The organism is Brevibacterium picturae (assembly GCF_900105045.1).
GTDB classification, from domain to species: domain Bacteria; phylum Actinomycetota; class Actinomycetes; order Actinomycetales; family Brevibacteriaceae; genus Brevibacterium; species Brevibacterium picturae.
Map to the genome: position 1 here is coordinate 1,853,428 of NZ_LT629739.1, position 12,751 is coordinate 1,866,178.

A 12,751-nucleotide genomic window follows, 5' to 3' on the forward strand; every position below is an offset into this window, starting at 1 on the left:
CACCGCTATGACCACAGCAGACGAGGTTCCGGCGCCGGTCTCCGTGACGATGACGAAGGCACTCAACCAGGCCCTGCACGACTCCTTGGCCGCCGACGAGAACGTCCTCGTCTACGGTGAGGACGTCGGTCGCCTCGGCGGGGTCTTCCGTGTCACCGAAGGCCTGCGGAAGGAATTCGGACCCGAACGGGTCTGGGACTCCCCTCTCGCGGAATCGGGGATCGTCGGCACCGCGATCGGCATGGCGATGGCCGGGATGCGCCCGGTCGTCGAGATGCAGTTCGACGCCTACGCCTACCCCGCGTTCGAGCAGATCGTGTCCCATGTCGCGAAGATGCGCAATCGCACGAAGGGCCGCGTGAGCCTGCCGATCACGATCCGGATTCCGTATGCCGGCGATATCGGCGGCGTCGAACACCACTCGGACTCCTCTGAGGCCTACTGGACGTCGACAGCCGGCCTGACCGTCGTCACCCCGTCGAACCCGGCCGACGCCTACTCACTCCTGCGCGAATCGATCGACTCCGACGATCCCGTGATCTTCATGGAGCCGAAGTCCCGTTACTGGATGAAGGACGAGCTGCGCCTGCCCGTGCAGACCGCCGCGATGGACCAGGCGCAGGTCGTGCGCGAGGGCAGCGACGTGACACTGCTGGCCTACGGGCCCACCGTGCGCACGGCTCTGTCCGCGGCCGAAGAAGGTGCCGACCACGGACTGTCGATCGAGGTCATCGACCTGCGGACCCTGTCGCCCTTCGACGACGCGACTGTGTCGACTTCCGTGCGCAAAACGTCCCGTGCAGCGATCATCCACGAGGCCGCCCAGTTCGGCGGTTACGGCGCCGAGGTGGCCGCCCGCGTCACAGAGGCCAACTTCACCCACCTGTCGGCCCCGGTCCTGCGGATCACCGGCTTTGACGTGCCCTACCCGTCCCCGAAGCTCGAGGAGTACTACTTGCCCACCGCCGAACGCGTTCTCGACGCCCTCGAATCCTGGGATTGGGAGCTGTGATGAGTGCCGAGACGAGTGTGACCGGGACTGCCGGCTCCACGACGGCCGTGCGCGACTTCATCCTCCCCGACCTGGGTGAAGGACTGACAGAAGCCGAGCTCATCAGCTGGCTCGTCGACGTCGGCGACGAGGTTCACGTCGATCAGATGGTCGTCGAGGTCGAATCCGCCAAGTCCGTCGTCGAACTGCCGTCCCCGTTCGCGGGGCGGATCAAGGCGCTGCATGCGAGCGCCGGTGACACCGTGTCGGCAGGTCAGGCCCTGCTGTCCGTCGCCGAGGCAGGTGCTGATTCGAGTGCGGACGCGAAGTCGAACCTGGACGACGATTCCGCCGGTGGCGGTGCGAACCTCATCGGCTATGGAACTTCCGAGCCGAAGGCCCGATCGACGAAGAAGCGGTCTTTCGGGGCTCAGAGCGAGCCACCGACCGCTGCGCAACCGGCCCCCACCGAACAGGTCTCCCCGCAGCCCTCGGCCGCCACTTTCCCGGCACCCGAGGCTGCATCCACGACGGCTTCGGACACCGGAGTCTCTCCCGTGTCGTCACCGATCGTGCGCAAGCTCGCGAAAGACCACGGGATCAGCGCCAAACACCTGCCCGGCACCGGGCCCAGCGGGGTCGTCACCCGCGCCGATGTGCTCTCAGCGATAGCCTCGGGCCCCGGTATCACCTCCGGGCGCACGGCAAGCGTCCCCGCGGGGACGTCGAACACGACTCGGACAGGCACCGACGACCTGCCGGGCACCACCTCGGCGGGGGAAGCAGCCGCGGCTTCTGTTGACGCAGGCAACCGCGACACCAGGACTCCGATCACGGGGCTGCGCAAGGTCGTGTCCGAACGGCTGACGAAATCGCGGCAGGAGATTCCCGAGGCCACGATCTGGCTCGACGTCGACGCCACGGAACTCCTCAACACCAAGCGTGCGCTCGAGGCGAGGACCGGGGAGAAGTACTCCCTGCTCTCGCTTGTGGCCCGATTCGTTGTCGCGGGGTTGAAGAAGTTCCCGATCATCAACTCCACTATCGACACCGAGGCGAACGAGATCGTCACCCACGGCGACATCAACCTCGGCCTGGCTGCCCAGACGCCGCGGGGCCTCATGGTTCCCGTCGTCCACGGCGCCGACCAGATGGGCCTGCGAGCGCTGCGCGATTCCGTGTCCGAGACCGTCGGAAAGGCACCGACCGGCAAGTTCAGCTCTCAAGAGCTGACCGGCGGAACATTCACGCTCAACAACTACGGCGTGTTCGGCGTCGACGGATCCGCCCCGATCATCAACCTCCCAGAGGTCGCGATGCTCGGCCTGGGACGGATCAAGGAACGCCCGTGGGCCGTCGACGGCGAGCTCACCGTCCGCAAGGTCATGTTCTTGTCCTTCGTCTTCGACCACCGCGCATGCGACGGTGCCGAGCCGAGCCGGTTCCTCACCTTCGTCGCGGACTGCATCGAGAACCCGATCTCGCTGCTGCCGGAGCTGTGATCAACTGACGCGTCCGCGCGCGGTCGGGCCTGTCCTCGCGCGGCCGCGTCAGCCACCCAACTTCAGACGCGGCCAGGGCTCGAGGTCGCTGAGCATCTGCCGGTCGTGAGTGGCGACGACGATCGCCGCCGAGGTGGCCTGAACCGCCTCGGTGAGTTCGTCGACCAGTGATGACGAGAGGTGGTTCGTCGGTTCGTCGAGCATCAGCAGGTCCGGCCGTTCGGCCAGGCACATCGCCAGCTGCAGCCGCCGCTGCTGTCCTTGGGAGAAACGTCCCACCGGTGACCCTGCGGAAGCCGCATCGAGCAGGCCCAGACTCGACAAGGATGGCGCGTCATCGCGGGTTCGACCGTTCTTGGCGAGGTGGTCGCTGAATACACGATGTGCCGGAGCCGCCGAGTTCCATTCGGGCACCTCCTGCGACAGCAACACGATGCGCGAACCCGCATGCCGGGAGACTGTGCCTCCGTTCGGCTCGATTCGGCCGGCGAGCACCGCCAGCAGCGTCGACTTGCCCACCCCGTTCGGACCGCTGAGGACCAACCGGTCACCGCCCTCGACTTCCACCGACACCGGCACGGACAGCCTCTCGGACACAGTGATGTCATCGGCAGCGACAATCCGGCTGCCGACTCGAGTCCGGGACTCCGGCCACCGCAGACGCATCGGCGGCTGGGGCACGGTGACCCGATGAGCCTCGAGGTCCTCGGTGCGACGGTTGAAGGCCCGCACGATCCCGTCGGCTCGTGTCGCCCGCTGGTGTTTGCCGGTGCCCTTGGGCGGGCGCCACCCGGTCGACAGCCGACCACGAGCGTCCTCTGCCGCCTGCGTCAGGCGCGCGTGTTCAGCTACCTCGGCGGCGTAGTCCTGCTCCCAGCGTTCGCGGTCTCTTCGGCGGCCCTCGAGCCACCCTTCGTAGCCACCCGCATATGTCTGGGGCAGCCCGTCACGGCTGGGATCGAGGTCGATGAAGGTCGAGGCCACATCCCGCAGCAGTGCTCGATCATGACTGACGACCGCAATTCCACCGGGATGGTCTCGCAGGCACCCGGTCAGGTACTCGAGCGCTGCCGCGTCGAGGTGGTTGGTCGGTTCGTCGAGCAGCAGCAGATCGGTGTTCGCCCCGAGCACCATGGCCAGACGGACCCGGTAGCGCTGCCCGACGGACAGACTCAACAGAGTGCGGTGACGATCCGTGCAGGCGTTCAGCCCCTCGAGTGCGATGTCGATGCGCCTCTCAGCGTCCCAGGCATCCAACCGGATCGACAGTTCGAGTGCCTCGGCGTAGGCGTCATCTGCCCCGACCACGCCGCGGGCCATCTGTTCGGTCGCCGACTCGAGGGCTTCGAGGGCGGCACGTTCTTCGCAGATGGCGTCGTCGATGAGATCTCCGACGGTCCTGTCATTGTCAGCGTCGAGATCCTGTTCGATGACGGCGACGGTGCCAGCACGCACGACCGTTCCTCTGTCCGGGGTCAGCGCGCCAGCGAGGGTGTGGAGCAGGGTCGTCTTGCCCCGACCGTTCTCACCGACGATCGCCAGGCGCGACCCGGCCGAGATCGTGACGTCGACACGGTCGAGGATGGTGCGGCCACCGAGGGCGACGTGGAGGCCCTCGGCGCGAATGTGGGCGGCCGAACCTGCGGGCAGAGTTCGGTTTCTCAGGGATGAAGTGATCGGCATTGTGTTCTCTCAGCTCGTCATGGAGCCGGACGCCACGATTGGACCGTCCGGCGATTGGCCAGGACGGCGAACGAGAATTCAGGAAGGTCCCGCCGCCGTCAGCGGCGGTCCCACAACTTGAACGAAGCAATACCGAGGTACATGTCGCCCATTCTATCAAGGACGTTATCGATTCTCACGCCCGGAGATCAAGCAACATGGCTTGCCGCTACGGCCGGCGGATTTCACACTTCGGAACGGCCTCGACCTGCCGTGACTCGCCCCACTAGCCTGGCTCGGTCCGCCCACCGGCAGCACGTTCACCGGCGCTGTCCGTCCGCCAGAGAGTTCGAAGGTTAAGAGGTCACGCATGCCACGGGTTCACGATTCGTCACCGCCGTCGAGGCCACCTCGGCGGCGGTTCTCATTGCTCCTCCTCATCGTGCCGGTCGTCGGCTACCTCCTCACACCATTCGTCGCGAACTCGGTCGAACCGCGCATCCTAGGCGTGCCGTTCATCGTCACCTACACGATCGCCGTCACGATCCTCACCTGGCTGTTCGTGTGGATTGCCGCCCGAGGTGATCGCTACTACCGCCGTGACTTGCCCGAACACATCCCCTCCGATGTCGCCTTCGGTGAGGACTACCCAATCGATGAAGCCTCGACCACCAGCGGAGAGGAGGCCGAGAAATGAGCACGTCTGCCGTCATCGCCTGCATCATCTTCGGCCTCAGTATGCTCGCAACCATCGGCATCGGCGTCTGGTCCGGCCGCGGACGCGAGAAGTCCCTCGACGAATGGTCGGTCTCCGGTCGCGGACTCGGGTTCGTCTTCATCCTCCTGCTCATGGCGGGCGAGACCTATACGAGCTTCTCGTTCCTCGGCACAGCCGGCTGGTCGTATTCCTATGGTGTGCCGATCCTCTACCTCATCGGCTATCTCAGCGTCGGACTCGTCGTCGCCTACCTCGTCGGCCCGCTGTTCTGGACCTATGCGGCCAGGCACAAACTCGTCAGCCTCTCCGACATCGTCGAACACCGCTTCCGCTCGCGGGGTCTGGCGATCCTTGTCGCCGTGCTCGCGACCGTGTTCATCGTTCCCTACATCCAGCTGCAGATCCAGGGCATGGGTGCCGTCGTCAACGCCATGAGCTATGGGGCGATCGACCTCAAAGTCGCCGCCATCATCTCCTTCATCGTCGCCGAGGCGTTCATCCTCTTCTCCGGCCTGCGCGGTTCCGCCTGGGTCAGCGCTCTCAAGGACGGCCTCGTCATCCTCGCCGTCGCCTTCCTCGCAATCTACGTGCCGCTGCACTACTTCGACGGCTTGGGCGAACTCCTCGACCGGCTCGTGACCGAGAAATCACAGTGGCTGACCTTCCCCGGCGCCGGGGAAGGAATCTACGGCAGCGCCTGGTTCATCTCGACGATCATCCTCAACGGGATCACGATCACCGTCTTCCCCACCTCCATCGCCGGCTACCTGTCCGGCACCTCGGCGAACGCCCTGCGTCGCAACTCGATCATCCTGCCCTGGTACCAGCTGCTGCTCCTCGTGCCGATGATGGTCGGCGTGGCGGCACTGTTCGTCATCCCCGCTCTCAAGGACGCGGACCTGGCACTGTTCTCCGTGGTCATCGACTCGCTGCCGGCCCCGCTCGTCGCCGTCATCGGAGTCGCGGGTGCACTGTCGGCCATCGTGCCGATGAGCGTGTACATGCTCTCGATCGGCTCGATGTGGGGGCGGACCGTCCTCGGCGGTGGGCTCTCGGGCCCGAAGAACGCCGCCTCGATGACGAAGGAACAGCTCGCGGCTCGGGGCCTGCGGCAGAAGACCCTGTCCCAGTGGGTGTGCCTCGTCGTCGGTGTGATCGCACTGGTGATGAGTCTGCTCATGCCCGATGCACTCGTCGAGCTCTCCGTGCTCAGCTATGAGGGTCTCGCGCAGGTCGTGCCCGCCGCACTCCTCGCCCTCTACTGGCCGCGGATGAGCAAGCAGGCCGCTGCCGCCGGACTCATCGTCGGCTCGGTGACCATGGTCGCCCTGCACTACACGGGCAACGATCCGCTGCTGGGCATCAACGGCGGCCTGTGGGCCATCGCGGCCAACCTCATCGTCGTCGTCATCGTCACCGTGGCCAAGCCGGACCCACGGTGGGTGCCGGCGGCAGAGCGTAAAGCGCATGCCGAGGCCAGGGGTCGGTAGGCACCGCTGCGAGACGTCAGCTCAAGCAGACTCCATTCCCTGATGCACTTCCAGTCGCAGGTTGAGCGCTTGCGTGACCCGCAATACCGTCGACCAGGTTGGGTTTCCATCCGCAGAAAGTGCACGGTACAGGCCGTCGCGGCTCATGCCCACTCGTCGAGCAAGTTCACTCATGTTTCCTGAGCGCGCAAGTATTCCCAGCGCGGCGGGGAGAGCACCAGCGTCCTCCGCGGAGTCTTCGAGCGCAGTCGTCAGCAGAATCGCCGCATCATCGGTGCTGCTGATGTAGTCAGCTGCGTCGAAAATCGGGTATTCGCCTTCCTCAGTCATTGCTGTCCTCCTTTTTCTGGTGGGCTCGCCATTGTGCGGCGAGTTCGCGTGCATCGGCAGTCTGAGCATTATTCACCTAATGCAATAGTCTAGCTTTCACCAGTCAACGCTCCTCCTCAGAGGGGAATGTCACATAGGGTTAAAGGGACTGAGGTAAGGAGGGGTGATAAATCCCGCCGGACGTGGTCGAACCCTTCGGCTAGTGCATGGGCACGAACATCCTTTGATGTTTGCGAGCAGACCCGTCTAATTTGAATCACGACTCATTCCGGCGCACTCGAGTGAAGCTGCCGATTCCGATGCTCCTTCTGCCCCCTTGCTGGGAGGATCAACATCAGAGATCTCAACGTCCCGAATTGCTTGTTCCACCACACTTATCGGACGTCGCTGTCGGAATGAGCACTCCACTCAGAGGGCAGGGCAACGACGTTGGTCTGCTGGACTGCACAGATCCACCACTTGCCAGCGCGCTCGATCAGCGTCCACGTGCCCGAGTTACACCGCACATCACCTTCACCCGCAGTCGTCTCCTGAAGCGTGTGCACGATTGCAATCGTTGGGGCGAGGAAGCCAATGCTCTCCACCTTCAAGGCAACGTGAAGACCGTGCGCGTGCCCTTCCAAGCGTTCTTTGTGATAGCTATGGATCGCGTCCCAACCAGTCATTCTTTGACCTGCGGCAGTGACTTGGACGGCGTCTCGACTGAAATGGGCATCGAAGATATCGGCGTCTTGCTGATGGAATCCGTCTTCAAGTCGTTTAAACACTGAAGTGATTTCGCTTCTGGCTCGTTTGTCTGAATTGTCGATCAGTCCAGTTGGGCGCACCCTGACTCCTCCGGGACCACGTGTGTCTGCATCTTGTGAAATTCTACGCCTGCGAAGGAGACAGGCACGGTGTCATCAGGGCCCTCGTGCCCTATCCGAAGACGGCTGCTTGTCTCGACGAACCTCGGGTAGACACTGTTCTGTCATTCGTCGGCTCGGCAAAGGCGAGATAGGACGAAAGCTCGCCGAAATAGGTGAGGTATAGTTCGTGCATTGCTCTGGTGCAGGCGATGTAGAGCATGCTTTTGTCGACGTCGGACGTGTACCTGTCAGCGGACACGCCAGGCACAATCACCGTATCGAACTCGAGACCTTTGGCCACGTGAGCCGAAGTGATGACCACTCCGCTTGCGAACTCCTCGCTGTCATAGTCGAGTAAGGTCATGTCAGCACCTGCCTCTCTCAACGCATCATGCAATTCCCTGGCTTGTTCGACTGTTCGGCACACAATGCCCAGCGACTGCTGTGGCCCTGCCGAGTGGGAATCGATCAGATTCGTGATCACGGCCACCTCGTCGAGTGTGTCCTCGGTGCGAATGACCTCCGGGGGTCGGCCGTGCCGATCGACCGATTCGAGGCGATCATTGTGTGAGATGCCCTGTGCGAAGGAAATGATCTCAGACGTCGAGCGATAGCTGCGATACATCTCCAAACAGTTGGCCTCGGGGAAGATCTCGCGGATCGTCGACAGGCTCGAGGAGCTGAATGGGTTCACCTTCTGATCAGCATCGCCAAGAATCGTCATGCGACAGGGGAAAAGCGCTTTGACTACGGCGTATTGAGCCGGCGTGTAGTCCTGCATCTCATCGACGAGTAAGTGGCGGATATTCTGATAGGTTTCAAACTCAGTCGTCCTCAGCCGCGTGAGAATAAGCGGAAAGACATCAGCGTATTCGAGTCGATTGCGCCCGGCCATGACAAACAGCCCCTTCTCTTCGCGTGAGGCCAGGAACGCCTTATACATCGACAACGGGTCCTTGTAGGGGAACAGTCCGAGAACCTGCTTCCTGACTTCCCGTTCGTCAGCGGTCTTCCACCCGCGACGATCCTTCTTAAAACGCTGTCCCAGAGTGGTCACGGCAATCTTCGCCGCGCGTTCGAGACAAGCGAAGACGGGCAGGAAACTGCATCGTTCGAAGATTTCGGCCATCTCCTCAGCCGAAATCTCCTCCCCACGATGGCTGACCGCACTCGGGGCGAGTGTGGTGGCGATTTCGGTGTGAATCCAGGTTTCGAGATCATCGACGAAATCAGCTCCGGCTTTGTGCCGCATGCGATCGGACGCCGCGTCGTGAGGATGCTCGAGAACGTGAGAGACCTGCTCATTGAAAGTCTGGAAGCCCAGTTTGGGAGGCAGATACTTCTCTGCCAGGGTCCCGAAATCGATTTCAGCGATCTGTTCCTCACCCAGTTCCGGCAGCACTCCGGAGATGTAGTCGGTGAAGACCTTGTTGGGCGAGAGGATCATGACATTCGACGAGTTGAGGCTCTCTTTGAACCGGTAGAGCAAGAAGGCGACTCGGTGAAGAGCGATCGATGTCTTGCCGGACCCAGCCACGCCTTGCAGGATGAGCACTTCAGCGGCCTCGTTGCGAATGATCGCGTTCTGCTCACGTTGAATGGTCGCGACAATGTTTTGCATTTTGTCATCGGCGGAGCGGCTGAGTTCTCGCTGGAGTATCTCATCGTCGATGTTGAGAGCCGACTCGATGACATATTCCATCTGCCCCTGGGCGATCTTGTATTGCCGTTTGCCAGTGATTTCACCATCAATCTGGCCAGCAGGGGCAGTAAAAGATGCTGGGCCCGACTCGTAGTCATAGAACAGGCTCGATACAGGCGCCCGCCAGTCGTGTACGAGGATGTCCTTGGTACCAGGGCGATAGAAATTGTGGACGCCGATGTAGATCTCCTCAGCAGGAAATTCATCGGAGGCATCCGCCGAGTAACCTGTGCGCTCAGGCTTGTCGCGGGTGAAATCGACACGACCGAAATAAGGAGAATCCTGAAGTTTCTCAATCCTCTTGCGCGTCTTTACCGTGTACTCTCCCAGGCCGACGGCCGTTGAGACCAGTGTGCGGATATTTGCCTTCTCCGCGGCGTCCATATCGCGTTGGTTATTCCAGATGAGTTCCTTCTGCGACTGGATCGTGGCATCACTCGTCGCGATCTGATCGGCGACTCGGACGAGTTCGGTGTCGATGAGGGCAAGAGTTGCCGCCAGCTTCTGTCGCTCCTCAATTTCCATCTGGGATTCTGTCATGAGTGCTCCGTTCCACGGGGGTATCCACCTACAACTCTACATTCACGTAACTGTAGAGTTGAAGTCGGACCGCCGTAGGTAGCGCGCTCTGAGGTGTGGGGGTTCTACACGCTTCCAAGTTCGGCGATGAATTCGTCGGCCTTGGCCAGCTGCACCACGAGACGCTCCCGCCGCTGCACGGCGTCCCGCCGGAAGGCCTCCAGTGCTTCCTCGGCACCAGTGCCGGCTCCAGAGGCGCGCGAATCGATGACCGATAGCAACTCCGACATCTGCTCGAGAGAATATCCGAGGGGCTTCATGTTCTTGATGAGAACGAGACGCCCGAGGTCGGCGGGAGAATAAAGTCTGAATCCTCCGTCGGTTCGCCCAGAAGGAGCGACCAGGCCGATCTCGTCGTAATGTCGGATCGTCCGCAGTGACAGGCCCGCCCGGTCTGCCACCTCTCCGATGTGCATTACATGGCCATCGGTCACACTACCCACCCACACTTTCGCATTCTCCTGGCGGCGCACACTTTGCCCCGAGTTCATGATTTCGCACCTGTCGATACATTCTACGATCATCAGGTCGCGAGACGACCACATTCTCGACTCAACACTAACGTAAGGGTAAAGTTAAAACCATAGGCAACCGCGTTGCTCACCGACCCCCTGGCACTGATGAGGGCAACGGCAGCGGTTGACTCCGTATCGCTTTCGCCGTCTACCGGGCGGTGTCTTTGCCGGGACAGCCTGGACCTGTCCCACGACTTAGGAGGTTTTCACTATGGATCCGGTCACTCGTCTCGAACTGGTACGCGCCATATCGTCTGCATTTGGATCGACCTCGGTCTCCTCGACTCAGTTGATTGAGGCCGCCCGCACAGCCCACGCTCGGAAGGAGGTACTCGAGACACTGTCGCAGGTCGACCCAGATGCCTCTTTCCGCACCGTCCGTGACCTCTGGACGGTCTTTCCTGAAATGCCTGTCGACGTCTGACATCACACGCTCATCACACACGTGAAATCACTACAGAAAGTAGGCCGATTTGCCTGTCAATCCTCGTATTAACGAAACAACTGTCCAAGTACTGTCCTCGCTGTATGAACACTCACGCAGCTTCGCCTCCGATCATGGGCGTGAAATCGAGGCGATCAACAACAGCAATAGCGTCGAGGTCGCCGAGTTCCTAACCCGCGTCCTCGCCGAAGACGCAGCACGTGCGATCAGATGCCAACACTTGCTCGAGCAGGTCTTCTCCGGCGAAGACGACTTCCTCTCCGGGCTGGCGGAATCAAGCACTCAAGAGACGCAGACACCAACCGTGTCAGGGGACGCCGACGCTAGTCTTTTGCGGCCATGAACGGTTCGCACATTAGATCGGGGTGGGCTCGGCTCACCGATTGCAGGCGCCACTGGTCGCTGAACACCGCGATCAGCTCACCGTCTGCCCGCTCGAGGACCTCCACACCGCGTTCGGCGTTAAGAGTGCCCGCCGATCGCTCATCCGTACGACGCGCGAGCGAATAGTTCAGCATCTCCAAGCGGATCGGAGCACCCAGCTCGCCGCGCAGTCGGTGGTCTGCGACCTCGAATTGCATGGGACCGACAGCGGCGAGGACGGGAGCCTGGTCTCCACGCAGATCTGAGCGAAGCACCTGAACGACACCTTCTGCCTCCAGTTGGGCGATCCCGCGACGAAACTGTTTATAGCGACTGCTGTCCAAAGCCCGGGCCACAGCGAAGTGCTCCGGTGAGAAGGTAGGCATCGGCGGGAACTCAACAGGCAATTGCGTGTAGAGGGTATCGCCAATCGTCAATGCTGAGGCGTTGACGAGACCGACGACATCGCCAGGGAACGCCATATCGACGACGTCGCGAGACTGACCGAAGGTCTGCTGGGCATATTTGGTCGCGAATCCGCGGCCCGTGCGGGCAATGGTCACGTTCATGCCGCGTCGGAAGATTCCTGAGCAGATGCGCATATAGGCTAGGCGGTCACGGTGTGCTGAATCCATGCCCGATTGAAGCTTGAAGACGAAGGCACTAAACGGTTCTTCGAGAGCACGAGTCTCGCCGTTGGCGGTGTTTCGAGCCTCAGGTGCTGGGGCGAGGTCAACGAGGATGTCGAGGAGGCGTCGTACCCCGAAATTGCGAACCGCGGCGGCAAAGATCACTGGTGTGGACAGGCCAGCAAGAAAGGTCTCCTGATCGTGATCGTCGCCCGATGCGCTGAGCAGGTCCGCCCCTTCGAGGGCCGTCGTCCAATCCTGGCCGACCCGTGCAGCGGCCTCGTCTGGTGCGAAATGCTCCTCCGGTGCAATCTGTGCACCTCCAGCGGTGGCTGTGAGCTCAACATATTCGCCGGTTTCTCGGTCAAGGAACCCGTGGAAGTCTCCCGATATCCCCACCGGCCAGGTCAAAGGGGTCGGTTCGAGGCCGGTCTTCTCAGTGATTTCGTCCATGAGCTCAAGGGGATCCAGACCTGGGCGATCCCATTTGTTGATGACTGTGATGATGGGAATGCCGCGATGTCTGCACACCTCGAAGAGCTTCATCGTCTGAGTTTCGATGCCCTTGGCGGCATCGATGAGCATGATGGCAGCATCGACTGCTGCCAAGACTCGGTAGGTGTCTTCGGAGAAGTCTGCGTGGCCTGGGGTATCAAGCAGGTTGAGGACGGTATCGCGATACATCAGTTGAAGCGATGCCGAGGTGATGGAGATGCCTCGGTCCTGTTCCATGTCCATCCAGTCGGAGACAGTGCTTTTGCGGCTGGCCTTGCCATGAATGTGACCGGCCTCGCTGATGGCATGAGCGTGGAGGGCAAGTGCCTCAGTGAGGGTCGATTTGCCAGCATCCGGATGACTGATGACGGCAAAGGTGCGGCGGCGAGCCCCCTGCCTGACCGCCTCGACGGCGTCGTCGTGGGTGTGTCCGTTTGCGTGGTTCGCTGTCATCTCGCCTCTCCGTCAGTTCCTCGTCATTG

Annotated in this window: 11 protein-coding genes; 5 read left to right on the top strand and 6 right to left on the bottom strand. The window is 61.8% G+C overall.

Annotated elements, in window-relative coordinates:
* The first annotated feature begins 7 nt into the window (after window positions 1–7).
* Entirely contained in the window at window positions 8–1,012 is a 1,005-nt protein-coding gene (locus BLT92_RS08680) for an alpha-ketoacid dehydrogenase subunit beta (RefSeq protein ID WP_172802576.1), read from the top strand.
* Window positions 1,012–2,493, top strand: coding sequence for a dihydrolipoamide acetyltransferase family protein (locus BLT92_RS08685; protein WP_172802577.1), 1,482 nt, complete (start codon window positions 1,012–1,014; stop codon window positions 2,491–2,493). The genes BLT92_RS08680 and BLT92_RS08685 overlap by 1 nt, the downstream gene beginning before the upstream one ends.
* Window positions 2,494–2,541: 48 nt before the next feature.
* Here BLT92_RS08685 and BLT92_RS08690 read toward each other — a convergent pair whose 3' ends face one another.
* The gene (locus BLT92_RS08690; RefSeq protein WP_092104895.1) at window positions 2,542–4,176 is read right to left on the bottom strand and encodes an ABC-F family ATP-binding cassette domain-containing protein; all 1,635 of its coding nucleotides are present in this window, start codon (window positions 4,174–4,176) and stop codon (window positions 2,542–2,544) included.
* Between the two features lie 349 nt (window positions 4,177–4,525).
* On the opposite strand from BLT92_RS08690, the gene BLT92_RS08695 reads away from it, so the two are divergent.
* Window positions 4,526–4,852, top strand: coding sequence for a DUF3311 domain-containing protein (locus BLT92_RS08695; protein WP_092104897.1), 327 nt, complete (start codon window positions 4,526–4,528; stop codon window positions 4,850–4,852).
* The gene (locus BLT92_RS08700) at window positions 4,849–6,363 is read left to right on the top strand and encodes a sodium:solute symporter family protein (RefSeq protein WP_092104899.1); all 1,515 of its coding nucleotides are present in this window, start codon (window positions 4,849–4,851) and stop codon (window positions 6,361–6,363) included. The genes BLT92_RS08695 and BLT92_RS08700 overlap by 4 nt, the downstream gene beginning before the upstream one ends.
* 21 nt (window positions 6,364–6,384) lie before the next feature.
* Here BLT92_RS08700 and BLT92_RS08705 read toward each other — a convergent pair whose 3' ends face one another.
* The 4 genes from BLT92_RS08705 to BLT92_RS08720 all read right to left on the bottom strand — a co-directional run bounded on the left by BLT92_RS08705 (window position 6,385) and on the right by BLT92_RS08720 (window position 10,238).
* Window positions 6,385–6,693, bottom strand: a complete 309-nt coding sequence (locus tag BLT92_RS08705; protein ID WP_092104901.1) for an addiction module antidote protein — start codon at window positions 6,691–6,693, stop codon at window positions 6,385–6,387.
* Between the two features lie 374 nt (window positions 6,694–7,067).
* Window positions 7,068–7,520: an SgcJ/EcaC family oxidoreductase gene (locus BLT92_RS21235; protein ID WP_157691395.1), complete on the bottom strand. Its 453-nt coding sequence runs from the start codon at window positions 7,518–7,520 to the stop codon at window positions 7,068–7,070.
* 91 nt (window positions 7,521–7,611) lie between these two features.
* A complete protein-coding gene (locus BLT92_RS08715) occupies window positions 7,612–9,783 on the bottom strand; it encodes a HelD family protein (RefSeq protein ID WP_092104905.1) in 2,172 nt (723 codons plus the stop codon).
* Window positions 9,784–9,887: 104 nt separating this feature from the next.
* Window positions 9,888–10,238: a MerR family transcriptional regulator gene (locus tag BLT92_RS08720; protein ID WP_092104907.1), complete on the bottom strand. Its 351-nt coding sequence runs from the start codon at window positions 10,236–10,238 to the stop codon at window positions 9,888–9,890.
* A 572-nt stretch (window positions 10,239–10,810) separates the two neighbouring features.
* Between BLT92_RS08720 and BLT92_RS08730 the strand changes: the two genes are divergently transcribed.
* Complete coding sequence (locus BLT92_RS08730) at window positions 10,811–11,125, top strand: hypothetical protein (protein WP_092104909.1); 315 nt, start codon at window positions 10,811–10,813, stop codon at window positions 11,123–11,125.
* Here BLT92_RS08730 and BLT92_RS08735 read toward each other — a convergent pair.
* Window positions 11,106–12,722 (bottom strand): peptide chain release factor 3, encoded by a 1,617-nt coding sequence (locus BLT92_RS08735; RefSeq protein ID WP_092104911.1) that lies wholly within the window; start codon window positions 12,720–12,722, stop codon window positions 11,106–11,108. The genes BLT92_RS08730 and BLT92_RS08735 overlap by 20 nt on opposite strands.
* Window positions 12,723–12,751: the final 29 nt, after the last annotated feature.